Origin of the sequence: Actinoplanes sp. SE50/110, assembly GCF_900119315.1 — a bacterium.
GTDB lineage: Bacteria > Actinomycetota > Actinomycetes > Mycobacteriales > Micromonosporaceae > Actinoplanes.
Map to the genome: position 1 here is coordinate 3,342,828 of NZ_LT827010.1, position 25,013 is coordinate 3,367,840.

23 protein-coding genes are annotated in these 25,013 nt (G+C 72.9%); 10 read left to right on the top strand and 13 right to left on the bottom strand.

Annotated elements, in window-relative coordinates:
* Window positions 1-9 precede the first annotated feature (9 nt).
* Window positions 10-1,176 carry an FIST signal transduction protein gene (locus ACSP50_RS14885; protein ID WP_014689570.1) on the bottom strand — a complete coding sequence of 389 codons (1,167 nt, stop codon included), beginning with the start codon at window positions 1,174-1,176 and terminating at the stop codon, window positions 10-12.
* Between the two features lie 103 nt (window positions 1,177-1,279).
* On the opposite strand from ACSP50_RS14885, the gene ACSP50_RS14890 reads away from it, so the two are divergent.
* Window positions 1,280-2,470, top strand: coding sequence for a cytochrome P450 (locus tag ACSP50_RS14890; protein WP_043511320.1), 1,191 nt, complete (start codon window positions 1,280-1,282; stop codon window positions 2,468-2,470).
* On the opposite strand, the gene ACSP50_RS14895 is transcribed toward ACSP50_RS14890, so the two are convergent.
* On the bottom strand, window positions 2,454-3,401 hold the full coding sequence (locus tag ACSP50_RS14895; RefSeq protein ID WP_014689568.1) for a TIGR03557 family F420-dependent LLM class oxidoreductase: 948 nt from the start codon (window positions 3,399-3,401) through the stop codon (window positions 2,454-2,456). The genes ACSP50_RS14890 and ACSP50_RS14895 overlap by 17 nt on opposite strands.
* A gap of 40 nt (window positions 3,402-3,441) precedes the next feature.
* Complete coding sequence (locus ACSP50_RS14900; protein WP_014689567.1) at window positions 3,442-3,861, bottom strand: nitroreductase family deazaflavin-dependent oxidoreductase; 420 nt, start codon at window positions 3,859-3,861, stop codon at window positions 3,442-3,444.
* Window positions 3,862-3,968: 107 nt separating this feature from the next.
* Between ACSP50_RS14900 and fliQ the strand changes: the two genes are divergently transcribed.
* The gene (gene fliQ / locus ACSP50_RS14905; RefSeq protein WP_014689566.1) at window positions 3,969-4,238 is read left to right on the top strand and encodes a flagellar biosynthesis protein FliQ; all 270 of its coding nucleotides are present in this window, start codon (window positions 3,969-3,971) and stop codon (window positions 4,236-4,238) included.
* Between the two features lie 43 nt (window positions 4,239-4,281).
* Entirely contained in the window at window positions 4,282-4,821 is a 540-nt protein-coding gene (locus ACSP50_RS14910) for a hypothetical protein (protein ID WP_014689565.1), read from the top strand.
* Here ACSP50_RS14910 and ACSP50_RS14915 read toward each other — a convergent pair.
* Window positions 4,799-5,761 carry a DMT family transporter gene (locus ACSP50_RS14915; protein WP_014689564.1) on the bottom strand — a complete coding sequence of 321 codons (963 nt, stop codon included), beginning with the start codon at window positions 5,759-5,761 and terminating at the stop codon, window positions 4,799-4,801. The genes ACSP50_RS14910 and ACSP50_RS14915 overlap by 23 nt on opposite strands.
* 87 nt (window positions 5,762-5,848) lie before the next feature.
* On the opposite strand from ACSP50_RS14915, the gene ACSP50_RS14920 reads away from it, so the two are divergent.
* Window positions 5,849-6,736, top strand: coding sequence for a LysR family transcriptional regulator (locus ACSP50_RS14920; protein ID WP_014689563.1), 888 nt, complete (start codon window positions 5,849-5,851; stop codon window positions 6,734-6,736).
* Here the strand turns inward: ACSP50_RS14920 and ACSP50_RS14925 are convergent.
* From ACSP50_RS14925 to ACSP50_RS14935, 3 genes are all read right to left on the bottom strand, one after another.
* Entirely contained in the window at window positions 6,711-7,586 is an 876-nt protein-coding gene (locus ACSP50_RS14925) for a hypothetical protein (RefSeq protein ID WP_014689562.1), read from the bottom strand. The genes ACSP50_RS14920 and ACSP50_RS14925 overlap by 26 nt on opposite strands.
* Window positions 7,587-7,969: 383 nt before the next feature.
* A complete protein-coding gene (locus ACSP50_RS14930) occupies window positions 7,970-8,176 on the bottom strand; it encodes a TM2 domain-containing protein (protein WP_231956937.1) in 207 nt (68 codons plus the stop codon).
* A 302-nt stretch (window positions 8,177-8,478) separates the two neighbouring features.
* A complete protein-coding gene (locus ACSP50_RS14935) occupies window positions 8,479-9,273 on the bottom strand; it encodes an SAM-dependent methyltransferase (protein WP_014689559.1) in 795 nt (264 codons plus the stop codon).
* 167 nt (window positions 9,274-9,440) lie between these two features.
* On the opposite strand from ACSP50_RS14935, the gene ACSP50_RS14940 reads away from it, so the two are divergent.
* From ACSP50_RS14940 to ACSP50_RS14955, 4 genes are all read left to right on the top strand, one after another.
* Window positions 9,441-10,322, top strand: a complete 882-nt coding sequence (locus ACSP50_RS14940; protein ID WP_014689558.1) for a serine hydrolase — start codon at window positions 9,441-9,443, stop codon at window positions 10,320-10,322.
* A 131-nt stretch (window positions 10,323-10,453) separates the two neighbouring features.
* Window positions 10,454-10,783 (top strand): hypothetical protein, encoded by a 330-nt coding sequence (locus ACSP50_RS14945; protein WP_014689557.1) that lies wholly within the window; start codon window positions 10,454-10,456, stop codon window positions 10,781-10,783.
* 44 nt (window positions 10,784-10,827) lie between these two features.
* Window positions 10,828-13,041 carry an Hsp70 family protein gene (locus ACSP50_RS14950; RefSeq protein ID WP_080127829.1) on the top strand — a complete coding sequence of 738 codons (2,214 nt, stop codon included), beginning with the start codon at window positions 10,828-10,830 and terminating at the stop codon, window positions 13,039-13,041.
* 116 nt (window positions 13,042-13,157) lie between these two features.
* Window positions 13,158-13,634, top strand: a complete 477-nt coding sequence (locus tag ACSP50_RS14955) for an HAD domain-containing protein (protein WP_014690053.1) — start codon at window positions 13,158-13,160, stop codon at window positions 13,632-13,634.
* 4 nt (window positions 13,635-13,638) lie between these two features.
* Here the strand turns inward: ACSP50_RS14955 and ACSP50_RS14960 are convergent, their stop codons facing one another.
* The 6 genes from ACSP50_RS14960 to ACSP50_RS14985 form a co-directional block, all read right to left on the bottom strand.
* A complete protein-coding gene (locus ACSP50_RS14960; RefSeq protein WP_014690054.1) occupies window positions 13,639-15,210 on the bottom strand; it encodes a methyl-accepting chemotaxis protein in 1,572 nt (523 codons plus the stop codon).
* 5 nt (window positions 15,211-15,215) lie between these two features.
* Entirely contained in the window at window positions 15,216-16,280 is a 1,065-nt protein-coding gene (gene chvE / locus ACSP50_RS14965) for a multiple monosaccharide ABC transporter substrate-binding protein (protein WP_014690055.1), read from the bottom strand.
* A 61-nt stretch (window positions 16,281-16,341) separates the two neighbouring features.
* A complete protein-coding gene (locus ACSP50_RS14970; RefSeq protein ID WP_155123504.1) occupies window positions 16,342-16,539 on the bottom strand; it encodes a hypothetical protein in 198 nt (65 codons plus the stop codon).
* A gap of 52 nt (window positions 16,540-16,591) precedes the next feature.
* Window positions 16,592-16,924 (bottom strand): hypothetical protein, encoded by a 333-nt coding sequence (locus tag ACSP50_RS14975; protein WP_014690057.1) that lies wholly within the window; start codon window positions 16,922-16,924, stop codon window positions 16,592-16,594.
* A gap of 351 nt (window positions 16,925-17,275) precedes the next feature.
* Window positions 17,276-22,090, bottom strand: coding sequence for an AAA family ATPase (locus tag ACSP50_RS14980; RefSeq protein ID WP_043511464.1), 4,815 nt, complete (start codon window positions 22,088-22,090; stop codon window positions 17,276-17,278).
* A gap of 36 nt (window positions 22,091-22,126) precedes the next feature.
* A complete protein-coding gene (locus tag ACSP50_RS14985; RefSeq protein ID WP_014690059.1) occupies window positions 22,127-22,684 on the bottom strand; it encodes a GNAT family N-acetyltransferase in 558 nt (185 codons plus the stop codon).
* Between the two features lie 604 nt (window positions 22,685-23,288).
* On the opposite strand from ACSP50_RS14985, the gene ACSP50_RS14990 reads away from it, so the two are divergent.
* Complete coding sequence (locus tag ACSP50_RS14990) at window positions 23,289-24,032, top strand: SDR family oxidoreductase (protein ID WP_014690060.1); 744 nt, start codon at window positions 23,289-23,291, stop codon at window positions 24,030-24,032.
* 255 nt (window positions 24,033-24,287) lie between these two features.
* Window positions 24,288-24,851, top strand: a complete 564-nt coding sequence (locus tag ACSP50_RS15000) for a hypothetical protein (protein WP_014690061.1) — start codon at window positions 24,288-24,290, stop codon at window positions 24,849-24,851.
* Window positions 24,852-25,013 lie beyond the last annotated feature (162 nt).

Sequence of the window (25,013 nt, forward strand, 5' to 3'; positions counted from 1 at the left end):
GCGACCCGATCAGCTCAGCGCGAGGGCGGCCACGGTCAGGTGATGCATCCCCTTCGCCCCGGCCTGCCGGATGATCTCGCCGTTGGAGTAGAACCCGCCGAACGGCACCGGCTTCAGGGCGTCCCGCAGGCGCTCGGTGGCCAGCTCGGTGCTGTCCTCGCCCAGCGCGATCGGACGTACACAGCAATCGAAGACCAGGACCCCGAGCGGTGCCGCGCCGGACAGCGACTCCATCGCGGCGCGGCCCGCGGCCGCCGCCGCGCCGACCACCTCGTCGGTCTCGCCGGCCATGAACCAGACCATCGCGCCCTCGGGCGTGTCGGCCAGGCCGGAGATGGAGCGCTCCGCGGCGTCGCACGCGAAGATGATCCGGATGTCCTCGCCGGTGCGCCGGGCCAGCCCGAGCGGCCGGATCGTGGCGAACTGCAGGAACGCCGACGGGTCGGCGGACAGCCCCTCCGGCGCCCCGGTGCGGCGCAGGTAGACGTCGAGCGCCGGCTCCCCGTCCAGCTCGTAGATCTTGCCGCCCTCGCTGCGGGTCACCACCATCGGCTCGTCGAGCCGGTGCCAGCCGTGCGCCATCCCGATCCCGAACGGCGACGGCGCGCCGAGCGCCGCGCCGAGCACCGCGTTCGGCAGCACCTGCACCGGACCGCCGTCGCTGAAGAACGCGAACGTGCCGGTCTGCGTCACGTTGTCGCCCGCGCAGCCACCGATCAGCGGCACCTGGGCGCCGCTGACCGCGTAGGCACCGCGGACCACCTCCTGCTGGTCGCCGCTGCGCCCGTCGCCGAGCATCAGCAGCACCCGGTGCTCGGCGTCCACGTCGTCGAGCGCCGAGGCCACCGTCTCGCCGGCGGTGTACAGGTCGACGCTGTCGTGCGGCACCGCGCGCACCGCCGCGGTGTAGCCGCCGAGCGCGTTGACCACCACGCCGGCGCCGCCACCGTCCGACGTGTACTCCCCGGACGTCGAGCAGCCGATCATCAGCACGTCACCGCCGGCCGCGGCGTGCACCGCGGCGGCCATCTCCGGTGTGGCGTGGGTCAGCGAGGCGAAGACGATCACCAGGCTGGCGCGCCGGCCGCCGAGCGCCTCGCGGCAGGCCTGGCTTCCGGCCTCGGCCGGGTCGGCCAGCAGGCTGCGCCCGACCCCGAACCAACGCTCTGCGTCCATGTCCCGCTCCCTCGCCGCCGGGGCCCGCGGTGGCAGGCCTCCCGGGATTCCTGCATCGGCGGCCGCCCCGTCGATCTGAGCGGAACCGGGCATGATGGGGCGCATGGATTACGAAACCGCGGTGGGCTCGCTGTTCCAGGCCGAGGGGCGAGAAGATCCCTACCCGGCGTACGACGTGATCCGCGCCCACGCGCCGATCTTCCCGGTCGGCGACGACCAATGGTTCGTGACCTCGCACGCGCTGGTCAGCCGGCTGCTGCGGGATCCCGGGCTGCGGGTGGCCGACCGCAGCGACTACGACCGGCACTGGCCGGACTGGCGGGACAACCGCGGCGTCGCCTCGGTGGTGCTGTCCATGCTGCAGACCAATCCGCCGGACCACTCCCGGGTGCGCCGGGCCGCCGCGGCCACCTTCACCGCGCGCCGCGTCGCCGGCCTGCGCGACGTGATCACCCGGCAGGTCGGCGACCTGATCGACGAGATGCCGGCCGAGGCCGACTTCATCGGCGCCTTCGCCTATCCGCTGCCGATCGCGGTGATCTGCGCGCTGCTCGGCATCCCGGACGGCGAGCGCCGCTGGTTCCGGCAGCGGGCCGCCGACCTGACCGTGGTCCTGGAGCCGATCAGCACACCGGAGGAGATGGCCCGCGCCGACAAGGCCGGCCGGGAGATCGAGGCGTACTTCACCGGGCTGATCGCCGACCGCCGGCACACCCCGCGCGAGGATCTGACCAGCGCGCTGGTCGCCGCCGCGGAGACCGACCTGACCGGCGAGGAACTGCTGGCCAACCTGATTCTGCTGCTGGTCGCCGGCTTCGAGACCACCACCAACCTGCTCGGCACCGGGCTGAAGATCCTGCTCGAGCATCCCGATCAGGCTGATCGGTTGCGGTCCGACGCGGGGCTCGCGCCCGCTTTCGTCGAGGAGATCCTGCGGTACGACTCGCCGGTCCAGCTGACCTCCCGCTTCCCGACCGAGCCACTCGACCTCGACGGGGTGCGGGTGCCCGCCGGCCCGATGCTGACCATGCTGCTGGGCTCGGCGAACCGTGATCCGCAGCGCTACCCCGACCCGCACCGCTTCGACCCGGACCGGCCGAACATCCAGCCGGTGTCGTTCGGCGGCGGTGCACACTACTGTCTGGGCGCGCCGCTGGCCCGACTGGAGGCGCAGGTGGCCTTCCCGCTGCTGCTCAGCCGCCTGCCCGGGCTCGCGGCGGCCGGCGCGCCGGTCCGCCGCGACCGTCTCGTGCTGCGCGGATACGCCGCCCTGCCGGTCACCACCGGCCGCTGAGCTCACTCTCGAAGAAGTCCAGGAACCCGTCCGGGTCGGGGCCGGCGTTCATCAGCACCAGATGATCGAAACCGGCCTCGCTGTAGGTCTTCACCGCGTCCCGGTAGGCCTGCGGGTCCGGGCCGCAGACGAATTGCCGCTGTACGTCTTCGGGGCGCACCGTCTGGGACGCGGCGTCGAAGTTGACCGGGTTCGGCAGCTCCGACATCACCTTCCAGCCGGTGACCGACCAGCGGGAGGTGCGGTGCGCCTCGGCGACCGCGGCGTCCACGGTGGGCGCCCAGGCCGTCGCGATCTCCGCGTACCTAGGCCCCGTTCCGCCTTTTTCCTGAAATGTCGTGACGAGGTCGGCCCGGGGTTCGGTGGCGAACAGGCCGGAGCCGTGCGTGGCGGCCAGCTCGGCGGCCTGCTTCCCGCCCGCCGCCACCGCGATCACCGGCAGCTCGTCCGGCAGGTCGAACACCCGGGCGTCCTCCAGCTGCAGATGCCTGCCCTGATACGACCGGTAGCCGCCCTGCCAGAGCAGGTTGATGATGTCGAGGGCCTCGGCCAGCATCTCCTGCCGGACCGCGACCCCGGGGAAACCCCGGCCCACCACGTGCTCGTTGAGCCGTTCCCCGGAGCCGATGCCCAGCGTGAACCGGCCGTCCGAGATCAGCGCCAGCGTCGCGGCCGCCTGCGCGATGATCGCCGGGTGATACCGCACCGTCGGACAGGTCACGCCGGTGGCCAGGCCGAGCCGGTCGGTGCGGGCCGCGATCGCGCTCAGCACATTCCAGGCGAACGGCGAATGGCCCTGCTCCTCCAGCCACGGGTGGTAGTGGTCGCTCATCTCGACGAAGTCGAAACCGGCCTGCTCGGCGCGGATCGCCTGACGGATCAGCTCCTGGGGGCCGAAGCCCTCGGCCATCAGCTTGTATCCGATACGCATGCCCTCGGGCTTCCCTGGGGCATGCCGGGTAAACGTTTTCTCAGACGCGTTCCAGCACCACCACCGGAATCTCCCGGTCGGTCTTCTTCTGATACTCGTCGTAATCCGGCCAGACCTCGGCCATCTTCGCCCACATCTCCGGCTTCTCCTGCGCCGTGGCGACCCGGGCCCGTGCCGGGAACCGGTCACCGCGGATCTGCACCTCGACCCGCGGCTCGGCCTCGAGGTTCACGAACCAGGCCGGCGGGGCCGCGGCGCCCCCCTTGGAGGCCACCACCAGGTAGGCGCCCCGGTGCTCGCGGAAGATCAGGGCGTGCGAGCGCTGCTCACCCGACTTACGGCCCTTGGTGAACAGGATCAGGATCTCGGTGCCGTTACGCCAGTGGAAACCGTCCTCGCCGTCGGTCTCCAGATAACGCGCCACATGCGGATCACCGTGCAACTCCATCGCAGAGGTCATGCGCCCCACCGTACCCACGCGGCGATCACTTAAGGATTCTGTGCCGGTCAACCGAATCGCAACCGGTCTGCACTCCAACCGGGCACCGTCCGCCCGAACGGAAGGACATGACCGACACGATGGTGGTGGAGCTGGGCCTGCAGGCCATGACGATCGCGGCGAAGTTGTCCGCGCCGATCCTGCTGACCGCGCTCGCGATCGGGTTCGCCATCTCGCTGTTCCAGTCGGTGACCCAGATCCAGGAGGCCACCCTGTCGTTCGTCCCGAAGGCGGTCGCGATCGGCGCGGTGCTGCTGTTCACCGGCAACTGGATGCTGCACCAGATGATGACGTACACCACCCAGCTCTTCGACAAGGTTCCCGAGCTGCTCCGCTGAACCGCCGGCGTTAATCGCTGGACCGCGGTGCGAGGATGCGGGCATGCGCAAGATTCCGACGGTGTTCCAGCGTGATCCCGAGGACCGCAGACGGGTGCTGCCCGAAGCCCACCCCGACTGCGCCTGGGTGCTGGCCGGCGAGGGCGTCGCCACCAGGAAATACGACGGGACCTGCGTGCTCCTCGACGAGGACGGCACCTGGTGGGCCCGGCGCGAGGTCCGCCCGGCCCGCACCCGGCCGCCCGGCTACCGCCCGGTGATGACCGACGAGAACACCGGCCGGACCGTCGGCTGGGAGCCGATCGCCCAGTCCTCCTACGCCGCCTGCCACCTCGAGGCGGTCGCCCGCGGCACGTCCTGGCGGCCCGGCACGTACGAACTGATCGGCCCGAAGATCAACGGCAACCCGGAGCGGGTGCCCGGCCACGAACTCGTCGCCCACGCCGACGCCGAACGCTTCGACGTTCCCCGCGACCTGGCCGGCCTCCGCGAGTGGATTCTGGCCCATCCCCGGTACGAGGGCCTGGTCTGGCATCACCCGGACGGCCGTCGCGCCAAACTCAAATACCGCGACTTCGCCTGACCGACCGGGCGCCGACGCGGGGTCGCGGCGTTCGGCGGACGATGTCGTTCCCCCGGGCGTACGTGGGCGAGCGTTCGGCGCGGGAGCGACCCTCCAGCCGCTGGCCGTAGTAGGTGCCGGCGAGCACCAGTGCGATGCCGAGCAGGGCGGCCGGCGTGAGACGGTCGCCGGCCAGGGCGACGCCGAACAGCACCGCCCAGACCGGCTCGGTGCCGAGCAGCAGACTGGCGCGGGAGGCGGAGGTGCGCCGGATCGCCCACAGCTGCACGACGAAAGCGAAGACGCTGCAGCCCAGCGCCAGGTAGGTGACCGCCGCCCACTGCGCCGGGCCGTAGGCGGCGACCGCCGCGGGCAGGGCCCGGGCGGCCACGGTCGAGCACACGACCGCCCCGGTCAGGGTCTGCAGGGCGGCCAGCGTCGCGGTGTCGTGCGACCGGCCCCGGGTCAGGTGGGCCGACAGGGTCACGTGCGCGGCGCGGACCACGGCGGCGGCCAGCATCAGGGCGTCGCCTGCTGACGGCGTACGCAGGCCTGGTCCGGCGACCAGGAAGACCACGCCGAGCGTGGCAGCGGCCGCGCCCCCGAAGAATGCCGGCGGCAGCCATCGCCGCCGGGTGAAGCCCTCCAGGATCGGGGTCATCAGGATGGTCAGGCTGATCAACACGCCGGCGTTGGTGGCGCTGGTCATCGACAACCCGAAGGTTTCCAGGATCAGCACCGACGTCTGGGTGACGCCGAGCCCGACGCCGACCAGGAGCTCCCGGCGGTCGAAACGGCCGCGGGACCGGCGCACCGCCAGGGCCGGCAGCAGCGCCACCGCCGAGATCAGGAAGCGCAGCGCCAGCAGCACCAGCACGCCGCCCGCCGCGACCAGGGTCTTCGCCGTCAGGTAGCTGCTGCCCCAGACCACGGCGACGGCCAGCAGGAGAAGATCGCCCACGCGAGAAGTCGACACACGGTGAGCGTCGGCGGCGGCGATCCGGTAGACAAGAGGGCAACCTCTGAATCGACGATGTAGTGGAGCCTTGTGGATCCGCACCACCTGCGACTGTTGCGTGAGCTCAGGGACCGGGGCAGTGTCGCCGCCGTGGCCCGTGCGCTGCACATCACGCCGTCCGCGGTGTCCCAGCAGCTGAACACGCTGCAGCGCTCGGCGCGGGTGCCGCTGACCGAGCGGGCCGGGCGGCGGCTGGTGCTCACCGCGGCCGGGCGGGCCCTGGCCGCGGCCGCGGTCGACGTGCTGACCGCGCTGGACCGGGCCGACCGGGCGGTCGGCGCCCACCTCGACGACCCGCTGTCCCCGGTCACCGTCGCGGCCTTCCACAGCGCCGCGCTGACCTGGTTCCCGGAGCTGATCCGGCGGGCCCCGCAGGTCCGCTGCGCCGACGAGGACGTGGCCCGCGCCGACTTCCCCGGTCTGGCCGGCGACTACGACCTGGTGATCGCGCACCGGGTGGCGCACAGCCCGCCGTGGCCGGCCGACCGGGTGACCGTGCTGCCGCTGATCTACGAGCCGATCCATGTGGCGATGCCGGTCGGCTCCCCACTGGCCGACAGGCAGCGGCTGACCGCGGCCGACGTCGCCGGCCAGCCGTGGATCAGCGTGCACGAGGGGTTCCCGGTCGGCGGGGTGCTCACCGCGATCGCCGCGGCGGCCGGGCGACCCCTCGACATCGTGCACCGGGTCAACGAGTTCACCGTCACGGCGGCGATGGTCGCGGCCGGTGCCGGGCTGGCGATCATGCCGGCGCTCACCACCGTGCCGGATCCGCGGGTGGTGCTGCGGCCGCTCGCCGACCTGCCCGCCGGGCGGCACATCGACGTGCTGACCCGCCCGGAGACGCTGCACCGGGCATCGGTCCGGGCCGTGCTCGGCGCGCTGCGCGAGATCAGCCGTTCCGGTGGTGCTTCTTGACGTACGTGTAACCGGGCCCCATCGCGTCCTCGTCGATCAGTTCGTTCTCCACCGCCCACTGGTAGGCGGCCATCTGCCTCTCGGACGGCTGCGCCCCGGGCGGAAGTTTCCGGATGAACCCCTTCACCCAGTGCTCGCGCCGGTCGTGGTGCTCGTCGTCCTCGTCGTCGTCCTCGTGCGGATGCGGCGCGGGCTCCACCAGCGGGGCGTAGAACAGCAGGTCCACCGGGTCCTGTCCGTCGACCGCGGGGTAGCAGGCCAGCCCGTCCGCGTCGGTGCTGCCGGTCACCCGGGTCACGTAACCCTCCCGGATCAGCTGGTCCACCGCGTTTTTCAGCAGGAACGTGCCCTTCTGCCCGCGGCCCAGCCCGGCCTGCCCGGCCAGCGAGTCCTCCGGGAACACCGCGCTGCCGTCCTCGAACACCCGGCCCAGCCCGCGGATCACCTTGAGCACCTGCCCGCGGTTCGACGGCCGGGGATCGAAATCCCGGGTCACCACCAGCGGGTCGTATTCGTGGTAGTAGTTGACGCCGTCGATCCGCATCGGGTCGTCGAGCACCCGGGTCCGCACCACCACCGCGTCCCGCCCGGCCTGCCAGGTGACGGTCACGACCGTCCCGGTCTGGACGTCGGCCGGCCATCCGATGCCGCTGAACCGCCAGGTGGGCTCGCGCTCCACGGCGGTCTCGAACACCTCACGGACCGCGGTGATCCCCTTGACCCGGTGCTCCAGCACCACCATCACCGGATCCCGGCCGATCAGCGCCTCGGCGATCTCCTCCGCGACCGGGCAGACCAACCCCTCCAGGTCCGCTCGCCACAGCGTCACCCGTCGCGTCACGGTCCGCATGTCCCCTCCCAAAACCCCAGGCCAGAAGATGCTCGCACACCGCCGGGTCCGCTGTGGCCGCCGGTTGTCGACTTGGTGGGTTCCCGCGCAATGGGGCTCACCCATGTTCTGGCGGCGGAGGCGGGCTCGACCGGTCCTTCGCTCCTGACCTTCATGTCCGTTCTCGCCATGATCGGCGGCCTGGCGACGGTCGTCCCGGGCGTGACCGGTGCCGTTCCCTGCGCCACCTGACCCGCTCCCGTTGAGCGTGCCGGGCCCGCATGGCGGGGCTCCGCCCTTTACCGAGAAAGTCTCACGGACAGGTGCCGTTCCCACCCGCGCGGCGAGGTGAGACGGGAGCGGTAGGGCGCGGCGGTGCGGCCCTGCGGCGAGCGGAGCGGCGGTCAGGGGGCGTCGAGGATGCCGTAACGGGCGAGGATGGCGGCGCGGCGTTCCTGGTTGACGGTGCGGACCCGGCGGGCGATGAAGAAGACGTCGAGCAGTGTCCACACGCCCACGCCGCCGAGGGTGAACAGCATGACGATCGAGCGGGCGGTGTCTCCGAGGTAGAAGCGGTGACCGCCGAAGATGCCACAGACGCACCACAGCACGTACGCGATAAGCGGATTTTTCCGGACTGATGCATATTCCGCCTCGGCGCGGAGAAGCCGCAAGCGCTCCCACTCCGGAAGGGGCACCCCGGAGGTGGGCCGCGGGCCGGGTGGGTGGGTCTCCGGCAAGGATGAGCCCGGAGCGGGCCGCGCGCCGGGTGGGCGGATCTCCGGGAGGGATGAGCCGTGAGTCGGCCGCGGCGGTCGGCTGTCCGGAACCGGATGCGCGGCAGGCGGGAAACCGGTGCCCGGGGCTCTGCCCGGGGGAGGCTCCGTGGGTTCGGAGTGGGGCGCGGGCACGGTCAGGGCTTCCGGGCGACGGCGCCGAAGAGGGAGGCGTCGACCGGGGTGGGGTGTTCCGGGTCGGCGGGGTCGGGGCGCCAGTCGCCGATCGCCGTGATGCCGGGCGCGATCGGGTCGAGGCCGGCGAAATAGTCCTCGAACGCGGCGCGGGTGCGCGGGTGGACGTCGGAGCGGCCGGTGCGCAGCGACTCGTCCCAGTTCGCCTTCAGTTCCGGGGTGAGGAAGTCGGTGGTGGCGCTGGTCATCGTCAGGTAGCTGCCGGCCGGGAGGGCGTCGACGAGGGTGTGGACGATCTCGGTGGCGCGGGCGTGGTCGGGGAGGAAGTGGATGACGGCGACCAGGATCAGCGCGACCGGCCGGGTCAGGTCGAGGATGTCGAGGGCGGCCAGGATCTCCTCGGGCCGGCGCAGGTCCTGCTCCAGGTAGCGGGTGCGGCCTTCGGGGGTGCTGGTGAGCAGGGCTCGGGCGTGGACCATGACCATCGGGTCGTTGTCGACGTAGACGATCCGGCTGTCCGGGGCGACCCGCTGGGCGACCTGGTGGGTGTTGTCGGCGGTGGGCAGGCCGGTGCCGATGTCCAGGAACTGGCGGATGCCGGCCTCGCCGGCCAGGTGGCCGACGGCGCGGCGCAGGAAGGCGCGGTTGGCGCGGGCGGCGATCCGGGCCGCGGGGTAGGACCGGGCCAGCAGGTCGCCGGACTCCCGGTCGGCGGCGAAGTTGTCCTTGCCGCCCAGCCAGTAGTTGTAGCGGCGGGCCGGGTGCGGCACCCCGGTGTCGAGCTTGTCGATCGTCACCGGACGGATCCTAATAGGATGACGTATGCCCTGGTAGAGGCGGATGATGATCACTCACCGTGTTCAGTTGACCGCCTAGAGTGTGGCGATTTGTCGCGAGGCTCCGGACGGGGCAGTATGCACGGGTGCAGCGTTACCGAGTTGGCATCCTGGCTGTCGCGACGGTCGTGGTCCTCGGCGGTGGCGGCCTGATCTACGCGGGCCTCGACGGCGGGTCCGGCGGTGGAGTCGTGTCCAGCGCCCTGAGCCTGGACGGGTCGGACACCTCGACCAAGGGCGCATCCCCGTCGCCGACCGGCCCGAGCCCCGAGGAGCTGGCCCGGGCCGCGCGGGCGCAGCAGGCCAAGGCGCTGACCGCCGCGCTGACGAAGCTTTCCGCGGCCTCGCCGGAGTTCTCGGTCGCCGTGCTGGACAAGACGACCGGTGAGTCCTTCGCCTTCCGGGGCGACGAGCACTATGACACGGCCAGCATCGTCAAGGCGCAGATTCTCGCCTGCATGCTGCTCAAGGACCAGGACGCCGGGCGCGATCCGAGTTCGGCCGAGATGGCCCTGGCCAAGCCGATGATCCAGTTCAGCGACAACAATGCGACCACCTCGCTGTTCGGCCGGATCGGCGGCAAGGCGGCGGTCGGCAGATGCAACAAGCGTCTCGGCCTGACCGCGACCGAGGTCGCCTCGTCCTGGGGTTTCACCCGGACCACCGCCAACGACCAGGTCAAGCTGCTCGCCAAGTTCGTCGACGTGAAGGGTCCGCTGGACGCGGATTCCCGCAAGACCGCGTTCAAGCTGATGAACACCGTCAGCAAGGGGCAGACCTGGGGAGTGCCGTCGATCGCGCGCAGCGGCGAGACGACCACCGTCAAGAACGGCTGGGACACCCGCTCGGCCGACGGCGGCCTGTGGGCGATCAACACGATCGGCCGGGTCACCGGGGGCCGGGTGGACGTGTCGGTGGCCGTCCTCTCGCACAACAACCGGTCCCAGCCGGCCGGTCAGGCCCTGGTGGAGAAGGTCGCCAAGCTGACCCGGCAGTATCTGAAGTACTGATCAGCCGGCGGCCGGGCCGCTCCGTCGTCGCCCCGTCGTGGCCGGTGCCCCGCCGCTGCCGGTGGCCCGCGGGACGGGTCGAGTCCGGAAACCGATGGCCGGGTGCGCACCGGGCGTGTCAGGCTGCCGGCGTGACCGAACGCGAGCCGATCGTGATGCAGGTGTACTGCCGGGTGAAGGTCGTCGTCGACGACCCGGCCGCGATGACCGAGGTGGCCGTCCGCCGGCTGCGCGAGGCCGACATCGACTGGTCCGCCGAGGCCGACACCCTCGCCGAGGCGGAGGCGGAGATGCGCACCGACCTGCCGCAGGCCCTCTCCTCGCTGGTGGACCCGGCGGCGCTGCTCGCCGGCGTGCCCGGCGTCGAGATCAGCGGCGGCCGGTGGTGGGCGGAGCCCGGCGAGCCCGCGCCCGGCTTCCAGCCGGGCTTCCCCGGGCCGGCCCCTCGTCGCACCGTCTGAACCGGACAGTGACGCATTGGTGATCTTCTGTTTGACTGGGTCGCATGCAGAGCGCGCCGCGACTGGCGATCGACTACGGTTCCGCGTGCACCCGCGCGGTGCTGGCCTGGCCCGACCGCCCCTGGCAGCCGCTGCTCGTCGAGGGCACCGCGGAGCCGTCCAGCGCGGTCCACGTCGGTGCGGACGGCGCCCTCACCGCGGGCGCCGCGGCCTGGCGGCTCGCCGCCGACGACCCGGCCGGTTTCGTGGAGTCGCCGCTGGCCGCCGGGGTCGGGACGGTCCGGGTCCGCGGCCGCAACGTGGAGATCGCCGGCCTCGTCGCCGCCACCCTGCGCCTGATCGCGGCCGAGGCGGTGCGGATGGCCGGCGTGCTGCCCGCCGACGTCCGGATGAGCGTTCCCGCCGGCTGGGACCCGGCCCGCCGCACCTGGCTGCGGCAGGCCGCCCACCAGGCCGGGCTCAACCGTCCGCAGCTCGTCGAGGCGCCGGTCGCGGCGCTGGTCGCCACCCGCTGCACCGCACGGCCGATCCCCGTTCTGGATCCGCCGTCCGCCGCCGGACCGCCGTCGTCCCGGCCGTCCGGCGGCGGTACGACGTATGCCGCCACGACCGCCCCCAGCCGGTTCGTGCTGGTCTGCGATGTCGGCGCGACCGCCGAGGTCAGCGTGCTGCGCGCCGACCTGTCCGGCGCCGAGGTGATGTCCACGGTGACCGGCGTCGACGCCGGTGGCCGCGCCATCGACGACCGCCTCGTCAGCATGCTCCTGCACCGCGAAGCCACCGCCGCACCCACCCGCCCGTCGCCCGCCACGACCCCGGTCGGATCCACCACGACCCGCCGGGTCCCCGACCTGGACACGACCCGCCGGGTCCCCGACCTGGACACGACCCGCCGGGTCCCCGACCTGGACACGACCCGCCGGGTCCCCGACCCGGACACCACCGGCCGAGCCGCCGATGCGGCCACCGTCGCCACCGGGCCCGCCGTCGCTGCGGAAGCCCGGCCCGCGGCCGGTGCCGGCTCACCCGCCGCCGACCGCGAAGGCGCGGCGGGCGCGGGCCCGCCCGGCGCCGAGCCGCCGGCCGGTGCGGGCTGGGGGAGTGCGGTGGATGTGGCAGCGGTGTTGCGGGACGGGGCGGCCGCCACGGTGGCGGTGTTGCGTACCGGCAAGGAGGCTGTCTCGCAGCAGCCGGCCGTGACCGTGCCGCTGCCCGCGCCCGGAGCGGCCGTCGTGCTCAGCACGACCCTGGTGGAACGGGCCGCCGAACCGGTCCTGCGGCGTCTCCCCGAGCTGGCCGCGGAGGCGTTGCGCGCCGCCGAGCTGGGCAGGAACGACATCGCGGAGGTGTACGCGGTGGGTGCCGCCGCCGCGATGCCCGCCCTGCCGCGGGTGCTGGAACGCGAGCTGGGCCGGCCGGTCCGGGTCGCCGCCCTGCCCGGGGCGGCGGTGGTGCTCGGTGTCGCCGAAGCCGAGGGCGCCGCGGCGCCGGCCGGCGAACCGGCCCCCGAGGTCCCCCGGCTGACCGTGCTCCGGGTGCTGGGCCTGATCCTGCCCGGGGCGGCTTCGGTGGCGCTGTTCAGCCATTTCGTGTTCACCGCCCGGGGGCGGACCGCCTCGAGCTGGGGTGAGCTGGCCATCGCCGGGGTGCTCGCGCTGATGCTGTGCCTGGCCGCCGGCCCGTGGATCGGCGCGGCGCTGGCCCGCGACGCCGGACTGCGCGGGCGCTGGGACGCCGCCGGGCAGATCTCCGCCGGGCTGCTCACCGCGGACGCGTTCGGGGTGACCGTCGCCGCACTGTACGCGGTGGCGGCCGGCCTCTACCTGGTGGCGCCGTTCGGCGAGCCGCTGCAGTGGTCTTTGCTGCCGGTGCTGCCCGCCGCCCTGCTGGCCGCGGCCGTCGCAGTGATCGTCCGGCGGCGGTTGATCCCGCCGGTGATCGTCGAATCCCCGCTGGTCGCGACCATCATCCTGAGCATCGGCAGCCTGCTGTACGCGCTGACGGTCCGGGCCGGCTTCCCGCCCGCGGCCGCACTGTGGGGTACGGCCGCCACCCGCACCGGCGGCGCGCTGATCGGCGTCGGCGTCGCGCTGCTGCTGTTCCGGATCACGGTGCTGCGCGGCATCACCGCGGTCGTCCTCGGCGTCTTCGGCTTCTTCATCGCGGATCCCCGCGCGGTCGGCGTCTTCGGCGTCGGCATCGGCATCGCGGTCGCCGTCTGGTGGGGCCAGCGCCTGCTCACCCTGGTCCGCCCCTGACCGCACCGGCGGGCGCCGGACCCGGCGCGCGGCGCGGCGACGGGACGAGACGGGTCCGGCACCGGCGTACCGCCGATCATTGACCGCGAACCGCAGCGGCCAGGTAGGGTGCGGCGGTGCTGGGCCGACCGCTGGTGTTTCTCGACGTGGACGGGCCGCTGATCCCGTTCCGCGCCCGGACCGTCGGCGCCGCCCCACCGGCTCCGGACGGCGGCAATCCGCTGCTGCACCGGATCGACCCGGAGGACGGGCGGCGGCTGCGGAAACTCCCGGCCGACCTGGTCTGGGCCACCACCTGGATGGACGAGGCGAACGAGGTGGTCGCCCCGCGGCTCGGCCTGCCCCCGCTCCCGGTCGTCGACTGGCCGGACGAGGCGCCGCTGCCCGGCCTGCACTGGAAGACGGCGTTCCTGGTGACCTGGGCGGCCGGCCGCAGCTTCGTCTGGATCGACGACGAGCTGACCGACAACGATCGCCGCTGGGTGGCCGCGCACCATCCGGGCCGGGCCCTGCTGCACCGGGTGGACGGCAACCGCGGCCTCACCGACGCCGACTTCTTCACCGTCGGCGCCTGGCTGATGATCCACGGGTGAGGCGTCAGTAGCGGAAGTGGCTGACCAGGGTCTGCAGGTTGTTGGCCATCTGGCTGAGCTCGGTCACCGCCTGCTGGGACTGCGCGATGCCCTCGGTGCTGACCTGGGTGGCGGTCGCCAGGCCGGTGATGTTGGCGGCGATGTCGCCGGCACCGGAAGCGGCCAGGGCCACGTTGTGGCTCATCTGCTCGGTGGTGGCGGTCTGCTGGGCGACCGCCGCGGCGATCGTGGCCTGGTAGTCGTTGATGCTGGCGATGACCGAGGTGATCTCGCCGATCGCGGTGACCGCTCCGGCCGTGTCGGCCTGGATGGCCTGGACCCGGCGGGAGATGTCGTCGGTGGCCCGGGCGGTCTCCTGGGCGAGTTCCTTCACCTCGCCGGCGACCACGGCGAAACCCTTGCCGAGTTCGCCGGCCCGGGCCGCCTCGATGGTGGCGTTCAGCGCGAGCAGGTTGGTCTGCTCGGCGATGCTGGTGATCACTTTGATCACCTCGGCGATCTCGCGGGACGACTCGCCCAGCTTGCCGACCTGGGTGGTGGTCGCGTCGGCGACCGCCACCGCCTGCTCGGCCACCCGGGCGGCCTCGGTCGCGTTGTGCGCGATGTCCCGGATCGAGTCGCCCATCTGGTGGGTGCCCTGCGCGACGCTGCTGACGTTGTCGTTGACGCCCTCGGCGGCCTGCGACGCGGTCTGTGCCTGCGAGGCGGCCTGGTCGGCGGACCGGGACATGGTGCTCGCGGTCGCGGTGAGCTGCTCGGCGGCGGCCGCGACGGCCTGCGCCGAGCCGGCCACCGAGGACACCACCCGCCGGGTGTTGGCCTGCGCCTCGTCCAGGGCGCGGGCCATCTGGCCGACCTCGTCCTGGCCGCGGACCTCGGCGGCGACGGTCAGGTCGCCGTCGGCCATCGCCTGCAGCGCGCCGCGGACCCGCTGCAGCGGCCGGGTGATCGACAGGACGACCAGCCGGGCCAGCACGCAGACCAGGATCGCGGCGATCGCGACGGCCAGCCACAGGATGTGGTTGGCGGTGGCCCGGCTCTGCGCGGCGTTCTGGTTGGCCCGGGCCACGGTGTCCAGGAACAGCGCCCGCTCGTTCGCCAGCACCGCGCTGATCAGGTAGTTGTCGACGTCGACCTGCTCCCAGGCGAGCCGGGCGCCGGCCTGGTCGACGGCGGCCGCGTCGACGAAGCGCTTCAGCGTGATGGTGTAGTCGTCGGTGACCGCCTTGATCCGGCCGACCGCCGCGTCCAGCCCGCTGGGCAGGTCGATCGCCTGCAGCCTGGTCAGCAGGTCGTCGACCTCGGAGATCCGGGCCTTCAGCAGCTCGCTCTGCTTGGCCGGGTCGCTGCGGACGATCGACTGGATGCCGTTGGCGCGCAGCTCGCTGGCCTCCCGGTCGAGCTGCAGCACCATCGCGCTGGCCGTGTTCAGGTTCTCCAGGTCGCGGGCGGTGCTGTCGGCGGTACGACCGTTGATCGTGGTCACCACCAGGCAGACGGCCAGGGCCAGGATGCTGGCGGCGACCAGGATGGTCAATTTGGTCCGGACCGACAGGTCGAGGAAGCGCTGGATCATCGAGCTCACCCCGCCAGCTGGTCGGCGGTGTAGTACCCGCCGTCGACCAGCACCCGCTTGTAGTTGGAGCGGTCCACGTTCACCGGCTGCAGCAGGAACGTCGGGACCACCTTGACACCGTTGTCGTACTGTTTCTCGTCGTTGACCACGGGCACTCCGCCCAGCAGCAGCGAGTTGGTCATCTGCACGGCCACCTTGGCCAACTCCCGGGTGTCCTTGTAGACGGTCTCGGTCTGTTTGCCGGCGGCGATCAGTTTGACCGAGTCGAGTTCCGCGTCCTGCCCCGTGACCACCGGTGGTTTGGCGTACCCGGCCTCCTGGACGGCTTCGAGGATGCCCCGGGCCAGGCCGTCGTTCGGGGCGAGCACCGCGTCCACCCGGGTGCCGCGCAGCGGGCCGGCGAGCAGCCGCTGCATCCGCTTCTTGGCCACCGCGTTGTCCCAGCGCTGGGTCGCGACCTGCTGGAACGAGGTCTCACCGGAGACCACCCGCAGCCGGCCGGACTTTAGGTACGGCTGGAGCACGCTCATCGCCCCGTTGAAGAAGAACGTGGCGTTGTTGTCGTCCGCCGACCCGGCGAACAGCTCGATGGTGTGGCTGCCGCCCGAACCCGCCAGGTGGAGTGCCTTCACGATCGTCGTCCCCTGCAGGATGCCGACCCGGAAGTTGTCGAAGGTGGCGTAGTAGGTGATGTTCGGGGTGTCCCGGATCAGCCGGTCGTAGGAGATCACCGGAACCTTCGCGGTCGCCGCGGCGGCCAGCACGTCCTTCAGCGCGGTGCCGTCGATCGCACCGACCACCAGGGCCTTCTCCCCGGCGGCGAGCATCGCCTTGATCTGGCTGATCTGTTTGTCGATGTCATCCTCGGCGTACTGCAGGTCGGTCTTGTAGCCGAGCACCTGGAACTGCTGGGCGATGTTCTTGCCGTCCCCGACCCAGCGGATCGACTTGGTGGTCGGCATGGCGATCCCGATGGTGCCCCGATCCTTCTGCTCGACGGTCGTCTCGTCCGCACTGCTGCAGCCGGAGGCCGTGGCGAGCACCATCACCGCGACGACGTACCAGCGCATGGCGCACCCCCTCCACCCCATGATCGGTCCCTGGAGCGGAATCCGGGGAGGAATGCGAAGACTATTCCGGCCCTGCGACCAGCACCTTCCTGCCGCCGGCCCGCTCGGGGGCCGCAGCCGCGGCGGCCCTGCCCGCGACGGATTCCGCCGGCTCGGCCGGTGCGGGGGCGGGGGCGTCCGATCGCTTCGCGCTCAGGGCGCCGTCCGGATGGCGGACGTACCAGGCGGAGGTGTACGCGGCGAGTTCCACGCCCAGCACGGTCGGCACCCCGGTCGGCCGGATGAGGAGCCGCCCGGGGGCGAACCGGTTCTCAGAGATCGTCGGGCCAGGTGTGCGGATCGACGGTCCACGGCTTGCCGGCCTCGTCCCGGCGGGCGATCCGGCCCACCGGCAGGGTGGCCAGCTCGGCGAGGCCCGGATCGGTGTCGGCGATGGTGGCGATGCAGGCGATCACGCTGGCGCCGGGCAGATCCGGATCGTTGACCCCGTCGCCGACCAGCCAGTCGTTCTCCTCGTCGTGGATCACGACGCGGGCCGGCTCCTCACCGGTGAGAACGGTGCGCTGAACGACGGCGCCGAGCCGCTCGGGAAAGCGCCCACCCGGGAACGGAAACGCGACGCCGCGAAGGATGTACCCTGACATAACGGGATACTAGCGGGCATATAGCCACCAGGTAAACGCGGTGTTGCCCTCCTCAACGACCACCCCCCTCGCCGGCAATGCCCTTGCTGCTGAAGGCGGCGTCGAACGAGGCCCGCGGTGGCGGGAAGAGTCTGTCGTCGGGACTTCGGGATCGGCGGAGTCGCGGTCGGCGTCACCGGCCGGTTTCGACCCGTCCAGCGGTCGGTTCTCGGCCCGCTCACCGTCGGTTCCGACCCTCCACCGGTCGGTTTCGGCGCGCCGCCGGCTGTTTCGATCTGCTGCCCGGCCTGGCCGGAACGCCGCGGAAGGCGACCGCGAACCGCTGACGGAACTGCCCGCCGCGGGTGACGGTCACCTCATGTCCGGCTGCGCCTCCCGCGTGGCCGGCGGGAGGGTGACGATGAAGCGCGAGCCGCCGACCCTGCCGGGGCGGTAGCGGACGTCGCCGCCGTTGGCGCGGGCCAGCTCGCGGACGATGTAGAGGCCCAACCCGGTCCCGGCGACCTGGCCCGCGGTCCGGTCGGCGCGGGCGAACCGGGCGAACAGCCGGTCCCGGAACTCCGGCGGGACACCCGGACCCTGGTCGCGGACCTCGATGGTGACCTCGTCGCGGCCGCCCCGGGCGACGATCCCGGTCACCCCGCCGCCGTACTTGGTCGCGTTGCTGACCAGATTGGTGAGGATCTGGTCGAGGTGCCCGGGCTGGGCCGCCGCCGTCAGATCCGCCGGGCAGTCCACGCTCGCCGGCGCGACGCCGAGCGCGGCCTGGATGTGCGGCGCCACCCGGACCGGGCGGGGTACCGCGGTGAGCCGCCCGGCGTCGATGCTGACCAGCGCCAGCACCTCCTCGACGATGCCGGTCAGCCGCCGGGTGGTGGCGTGCGTGCGGGTGAGCAGGCCGACCACCGGGTCGGGCAGCGGGTCGTCCCCGGTGAGCACCAGATCGAGATAGCCGAGGATGGTGGCGAGCGGATTGTTGATCTCGTGGCCGAGCATCCCGATCAGGTCGGCCTTGAGCTGGTTGGCCGCTTCCAGGTCACGGTTGCGGTCGGCGAGCTCGGCGGTTCGCGCCCGCACCTCGCTCTCCAGCGAGTCGTGCACCAGTGCGTTGTCCAGCGAGACGGCGAGCTGCCCGGCGATCAGCTCGACCGTCTCCAGGCGGCCGGTGGCGAACACCCCGCGCTGGCGTCGGTTGGCCAGCACCAGCACCGCGTCCTCGGCGCGGTGGCAGCTGACCGGCAGCACCAGCAGGCTGCACGCGGTCAAGCCGGTCAGGTATGCGTCGCCGGCGAACCGGTCGTCGCGGGTGGCGTCGGCGACCAGCAGCGGCTGCCGGGTGCGCCGCACGTAGCGGACCGCGGACAGCGGCAGATCGGTGTCGGCCGTCCCGGACAGGGTCCGGTCGCGCAGCGACAGGCGCACGTCGGTGGCCCCGGTCATCGCGCTGAGCACCCCGGCGACCTCGGCGGCCAGCCCGGTCACCGTGGTCTGCGAGCTCAGCGCCCGGGAGGCGCGCAGGATCGCCATCAGATCGATCCGGTCGGCGCCGGTACCGCTGCTGGAACCGTCGGAACGGGTCCCGCGTAGGAACGGGTGTTCGGCCTCCAGGCGGGCGACCGGCCCGCCGGCGCCCCACGTCCGGTAGGCGTCGCACGCCTCGGCGAGCAGCCGGCGCCCGGTGTGCGTCAGGCCCTGCTCCAGGTGGATCCGGGCGGACCGCTCGGCGAGCAGCGCGTGCTGCCACGGCCGGCCGCCGACGCTGAGCAGCGCCTCGTCGAACAGCCGGATCGCGGTGCCCGGATCGCCCGCGGCCCGGGCCCGTTCCGCGTCGGCGAGCAGCAGCAGCGGCCGGAAGTTGAACGGCGCGTCGGCGGCCCGCCGGGCCAGCCAGTCCCGGTCCGAGGTGGCCGCCGGGTCACTCAGACAGCGGCACAGCCGGATCAGGGCGCAGGAGTACAGACCGCGGATCGTGTCGGCTCCCGCCAGTGCCACCGCCGAGTGCTCGTCCACGGCCGCCGGATCGCCGTTGAGCAGAGCGGTGAGCGCCCGCCGCTGGTGGTGGGTGGCCATCGCGGTCGGGAACGCGGCGATCTCCGCGAGGTAGTCCGCGTCGTCCCCCGGCGGGTCGCCGCGCAGATCCCGGACCATCTGCCGGTGACCGATCGCGATCAGCCGGGCGAACCGGTTGCCGGTGCGGTCGGCGAAGGCCAGCACCGCCTCCGCCTCGTCGCCCGAGGCGTCCAGTGACTCCTCGGTCTCGAACAGCAGGCTGAGCAACCGCGCCCATTGCACGCCGGCCATCTGCACGTCGCCGGCCGCCAGCAGATCCAGGCGGGTCTGCCGGGCCGGCGCGACCAGCTCCTCCAGCGGCAGGAACCAGTGCGCCGAGATCATCAGGTGCAGATGCGCCGCGATCGCGCTTTCCTGCTGATACTGGTGTTTCCGGGCGACGTTGAGGGCGTGCTCGGTCAGCACGAAGCCGGTCCGGTAGTCGTCGAGCATGGCGATCGTCAGGCAGCTCACCGAGCCGGCCGCCCCGGCCAGTGCGGCGCACACCCCGTTCTCCTGCCACAGGGTGTGCACCTGCAGCACCAGCCACGCGTGCCGGTCCGGGTCGATCAGGAACGCCGGGAGGAGCATCCGCTCCACGATCCCGGCGATCGCCACGGTCCGCGGGTCGGTCACCTCGGTGTCCGGGTAGTCCGGGCCGTGCGCCGCGATCCGGTCGCGCAGCTCGGTGATCGCGCGCCGGTTGTCGGCGACCAGGTCGGCGGGCGGCACCAGGCCGAAGCGCCGCAGTGCGTCCAGGCCGAGGGCGAGGGCGGCCCGGCACTCGCCGCGCTGGGTCAGCGCGTTGATCTGCACGGCGGTCGCCCCGGCCAGCGGCAGCGGATCCCGGCAGCGGACGGTCAGCTCCCGGTAGAACACGTCCGCCTCGGCGTGCCGCCCCAGGTAGTACAGCGCCGCGTGCCGGTCGATCGCGAGCGCGTCCCGGGCCGCCCGGTCGCCCCGCCCGGACAGCGGTGCGAGCAGCCGGTCCGCGGCCGCGAACAGCTCCTCGGCCACCAGGTGGTTGGCGATCCGGGCGGTGCGCCGCCCGGCCCGGTGCAGCAGTGCGGCCGCCGACCGGCGCTCGTCGTCACCGGTGATCGCGCCGGCCACCGCCAGATACTGCTCGGCGGCCTGCCGGGTGAACTCCGCCCGGCCGGCCAGCCGGCGCGCCATGGCCAGCTGCAGCTGCTCCCGCGCGGCCGGCGGCAGCAGCTCCCGGGCGGTCTGCAGGAGCAGGTCGTGGCGGAACCGGATCGGGTCATCGGCGTCGATCAGCCCGTCCGCCGCGGCCGGGGCGAGGCGGGCCGGCAGACTCTCCGGCGGGATGCCGGTGGCCGTGGCCAGCAGGTCCGCGGTGACGTCGGCGCCCAGGCAGGTGAGCGCGGTCAGCAGCAGGCGGGTGGACTCGGGCTGCTGACGCAGGCGTACCGCCAACAATTGCGGCAGCCGATGGCGCGCGACGAACGAGCGGACCTCGGCCGGGTCGTAGTGCCAGCCGGCCGCGGCCGGCGTCAGCAGATTCTCCGCGCGCAGCGCGTTGAGCAATTCGACGATCGCGTACGGGTTGCCGCCCCCCGCCCCGGCCAGCAGCTCCGCCAGCTCGGTCGCGTCGTCCGGCGGCAGCCGCAGCAACGTCCCGGTCAGCGCCGCCCGACCGGCCCGGTCCAGCCCGTCCAGCCGCAGCGGCGCCCCGGCCAGCCCGTCCCGCTGCCAGCGCGTCACCATCACGCCCAGCGGATCGTCATCGCCCGCCTGCTCGTCGCGGTAGGCGGCGACCATCAGCAGCCCGGCGACCGGCCCGTCGGCGAGGACCCCGTCCAGGATCCGCAGCGACGAGGCAGACGCCCACTGCAGATCGTCGATCAGCACCACCAGCCGGCGGCGGACCGCGACCGCACGCAGCAGGCCGGCGATCGTGGTGGCCAGCCGGGCCGCCGTGGTGAGCGGATCACCCTGGTACGGCAGCCCATCGACGCGCAGCAACGCCGCCATCTCCGGGACCACCGCGGCCAGCGCGGAGGCGTTCGGGCCGAGCGCGGCCAGGATCCGCCGGCGGTCCTCGGTCAGCTCCCACTCCGGCTCGGCCAGCAGCATCCGGCCCAGACTGCGCACCATCCGGGCGATGCCGCCGGTGTCCGTGCCGGTCCGCGACTGCTCGTAGCGACCCGACACGAACCAGCCGCCGCGCGCGGTGATCAGCGGGCGCAGGGTGTGGATCAGCGCGCTCTTGCCGATCCCGGCGGGGCCGCTGATCAGCACCGCCGGTGTCGGTTCGGCGCTCGACCGGTCCAGCGCGGCGGCCAGCTCGCCGATCTCCGCGGCCCGGCCCAGCGGCGCCTCCGGGGCGCACAGCACCGCCGGGAAGTCGCGGTCGCCGAGCACCCACCGACCGTTTGGGTCGTCGCGGAACCGGGCCAGGTCGTGGGCCAGCCCCTCGGCGCTCTGGTACCGGTCGTCCGGGTCCTTGGCCAGCAGCCGCAGCAGGATCGCGTCCAGCCGGCCGGGGAGCCCGGGCGGCCCCGGGATCCGGATCAGGGTGTCGTGGATCAGGGCGAGCGGATCGCCGGTCGGGAACGGCGGGGCGCCGGTCGCCAGGGTGTACAGGGTGGCGCCCAGACCGTAGAGATCGGCCCGTCGGTCGATCGGCAGCGCGGTCCGGCCGGTCTGCTCCGGAGGCAGGAAGCCGAGTGTGCCGACCGGGGCCTCGTCCGGCTCCGGCGGGCCGGTCAGCGCCAGGTCGTAGTCGATCAGCACCGGCCGGCCGCGGGTCAGCATCACGTTGGCCGGGGTGATGTCACGGTGCAGGACGCCGGCCCGGTGCACCGCGGCGAGCGTGCCGGCCAGCGCGATCGCGATGTCGACCAGCTCGGGGACCGGCATCGGGCCGGGCGGGGGCGGGGCGCCGCCGTCGTCGATCAGCATCAGGGTCTGGCGCTGCTGCCCGGCGGCGAGCCGGGGGACCCCGGGCAGGCCGGCGAGTCGGGTCAGCACGGCGCGCTCGTGTTCGGTGCGGCGGTGCGCGCCCGGGCCGGTGGCCTGCTTGGCGATCAGCGCGGGGGAGTGCCGCCGGACGACCCTGGTCCGGTCACTCCGGTACACCACCTCCTCACTCACATAACGGATACTGCTCCGCGTACAGGGATTTTTCTGCTATTTCGCTGCGGTTTCGCGGTGGGCGCCCGGCCACGGCCCGGGCGGCTCCGCCGGCACCGGCACGGTCGTCGTCTCGGTGCGGTAGAGGCTCATCCCGCGCGCCTGATAGTTCGGCAGCGCGGCCGGGCCGTCCAGGCTGCAGGTGTGCACCCATACCCGGGCCACCGACGGATTCAGCGCCCACGCCCGCGCCAGCGCCGCATCGAGCAGGAAACCGCCGATCCGCTGCCCGGTGAAGCTCGGCAGCAACCCGAAATAGACGATCTCCACGCTGCCGGGCCGGGTGCCGTCCAGCTCGAAATAGCCGCACGGGGTGCCGCGCACCGACGCCACCCAGGTCTGCACGCCCGGCCGCGCCAGATGGTCGTGCCACTGCTGCCAGGTCCAGGCCAGCCGGTCGGTCCAGTTCCAGTCACCGCCGACCGCGGTGTACAGGAACCGGCTCAGCTCCGGCGACGGGATCTCGGCCCGCTCGACCCGCACCGGGACGGCCGGCGCGGCCGCCGTCGCCGGCCCGGGTGCGGTCTGCTCCAGGTACCAGGTTGTGATCTCCACCCGGCTATCGAAGCACCCGGTCCGGCCTCCACGTCCCGGCGACCGGCGTGATCGTCCCGACATGGGCACGCCGCGCGGCCGGCCTGCTCTCCGTCGCCGCCCTCGCCGCCCTCCATCCCACCGGACCTCCCGCCCCCGGCAGTACGGCCCCGCTCCCGGCCTCGCCCCCGGCAGTACGGCCCCGCTCCCGGCCTCGCCCCCGGCAGTACGGCCCCGCTCCCGGCCTCGCCGCCGGCAGTACGGACTCGCCTTCGGCCCCCGGTCCGTCAGCCACCAGCGCCTCCGCCGGTCGATCCTGATGGCCGCAGGTGGGCCGCGTTCGCTTCGGCTTCGCCGAGCGAGGGTCTCGGGTGGACCGGTTCTGCGAGCCGCATCCAGCGAGCGTTCCTGATCAGCTGGCTGCCGCCGCGTGTCGGCAACGACGCTGGGCGGGCTCACCGGGTGGGTCGCGGCCGCAGCACCACCGCGACGGCCGGCCATGTAGGGATTTCGACGTACGCCGCTGCCGCTTTCCGGGGTGGTGAGCTGAGTAACAGCAGAAGCTGTCACGTTTCGGCGCCCGGATCTGTCCTCCTGGTGAACGCAGCGGAGAGAGGTGGACGTGATGCGGATCGCGGTGGCCGGTGGGACCGGCTGGCTGGGCAAACTGGTGGTCGCGGAGGCGGAACGGGCCGGGCACGAGGTCGTGGTCATCGCACGATCGCGCGGGGTGGACCTGGTCAGCGGAAACGGGCTGACGGACGCGCTGCGCGGGGTCGACGTGGTGGTCGACGTGTCGAATGTGCAGACGCTCAGCGGCAGGAAGGCCACCGAGTTCTTCGAGACGGTGACCCGGAACCTGCTGAATGCCGAGCGGCGGGCCGGGGTGCGGCACCACGTCCTCGTGTCGATCATCGGGGTGGACCGGGTCGAGTGGGGTTACTACCAGGCGAAACTCCATCAGGAGCAGATCGCCCTGAACGGCCCGGTGCCCGCCACGGTGTTGCGGGCGGCGCAGTTCCACGAGTTCGCCGAGCAATCATTGACCCGCTTCGGCGGGCCCGTAGCGGTGGTGCCGGCCATGCTGAGCCAGCCGGTCGCGGCCCGCGAGGTCGCCGTCGAACTGGTCCGCCTAGCCGAAGGCGAACCGGCCGGCCTGGCCCCGGAGATCGCCGGCCCGGAACCCCTGCAGATGGCCGACCTGGTCCGCAGGGTCGCCCGTACCCGGGGCCCGCGCAAATGGGTTCTGACCGCCACCATGCCCGGCAAGGCCGGTAGGGCCATGGCCACCGGCGGCAACCTCCCGGCCACCCCCGGCCTGCGCGGCACCCAGACCTTCGACCAGTGGCTCACCGAATCCCGTGCCTGATCACCCACCCTCGCCCCGGTCCGTGTCCCCAGCACACCCCCGGGGCCGGCCGGCAGCCCGCGACCGAGGGCGTGTCGGCCAGCCTGCAGCGTCCGACTCCGGCCGTGGGCCTGAAGTTGGGGGTTCGCGGAGGGACGGCGGTGTCCCGCATTCGAGCATCGGCCCGCGATCGATGGCCTGCCGGAGCGTCAGCAGCGACAGGAGCGTCGGGCTTCAACGGTGAACAGCGGTGCGGCGGCGGGACGGAGTGTGGTGGTGGCGGAGCAGGGTGCGGCGGCGGGACGGGGTGTGGTGGTGGCGGAGCAGGGTGCGGCGGCGGGACGGGGTGTGGTGGTGGCGGAGCAGGGTGCGGCGGCGGGACGGGGTGTGGCGGTGGCGGAGCAGGGTGCTGCGGCGGGACGGGGTGCGGTGGTGGATCGGGGTGTGGCGGGGATGCTGGCGATGAGTGCGGCGTTCGTCGGTGTCTGGGCCGCCGGTTTTCCGGTCTCCTTCTACCGGGACTTTCCGTGGGCGGGGGCGCACTGGGTCTCTGCGCTCGGGCCGTACAACGAGCACCTGGTCAGGGACGTCGGTGGGCTCTACCTTGCGCTGCTCGTCGTTTCGGTCGGCGTGGTGCGGCGGCCGACGCTGCGGCGGGTGGCGGGTGGGGCGTGGCTGGTCTTCAGCGCCGAACACCTGCTCTGGCATGCCTTGCACCTGGACGCCTTCTCCCGGGTGCACCAGGTGACGAGCATGGTGGCGCTGTCGGTCCCACTGGCCCTGTCCGCCCTGCTGCTGCGACCGGAACGCGGCGTCTCAGCCGGACCCCGGGACACCTGACCCGGGGTGGCCGCGCGTTGTCGAGAAGAGTGGTCACCAGGAGGCCGGACAGCCGGGTGACCACGATGGCCAGGAACACCGAACAGCACAGGAGTGTCATGCCGCCATCTTCGGCGGTAGGTATGACAGAAACGGCTCCGGCAGAGGCCCCGGGACACCGCA

Coding starts and splice junctions, on each gene's coding strand:
- ACSP50_RS14885 (WP_014689570.1), bottom strand. CDS start 1,176: ATGGACGCAGAGCGTTGGTTCGGGGTCGGGCGCAGCCTGCTGGCCGAC.
- ACSP50_RS14890 (WP_043511320.1), top strand. CDS start 1,280: ATGGATTACGAAACCGCGGTGGGCTCGCTGTTCCAGGCCGAGGGGCGA.
- ACSP50_RS14895 (WP_014689568.1), bottom strand. CDS start 3,401: ATGCGTATCGGATACAAGCTGATGGCCGAGGGCTTCGGCCCCCAGGAG.
- ACSP50_RS14900 (WP_014689567.1), bottom strand. CDS start 3,861: ATGACCTCTGCGATGGAGTTGCACGGTGATCCGCATGTGGCGCGTTAT.
- fliQ (WP_014689566.1), top strand. CDS start 3,969: ATGACCGACACGATGGTGGTGGAGCTGGGCCTGCAGGCCATGACGATC.
- ACSP50_RS14910 (WP_014689565.1), top strand. CDS start 4,282: ATGCGCAAGATTCCGACGGTGTTCCAGCGTGATCCCGAGGACCGCAGA.
- ACSP50_RS14925 (WP_014689562.1), bottom strand. CDS start 7,586: ATGCGGACCGTGACGCGACGGGTGACGCTGTGGCGAGCGGACCTGGAG.
- ACSP50_RS14950 (WP_080127829.1), top strand. CDS start 10,828: ATGCAGAGCGCGCCGCGACTGGCGATCGACTACGGTTCCGCGTGCACC.
- ACSP50_RS14960 (WP_014690054.1), bottom strand. CDS start 15,210: ATGATCCAGCGCTTCCTCGACCTGTCGGTCCGGACCAAATTGACCATC.
- chvE (WP_014690055.1), bottom strand. CDS start 16,280: ATGCGCTGGTACGTCGTCGCGGTGATGGTGCTCGCCACGGCCTCCGGC.
- ACSP50_RS14975 (WP_014690057.1), bottom strand. CDS start 16,924: ATGTCAGGGTACATCCTTCGCGGCGTCGCGTTTCCGTTCCCGGGTGGG.
- ACSP50_RS14990 (WP_014690060.1), top strand. CDS start 23,289: ATGCGGATCGCGGTGGCCGGTGGGACCGGCTGGCTGGGCAAACTGGTG.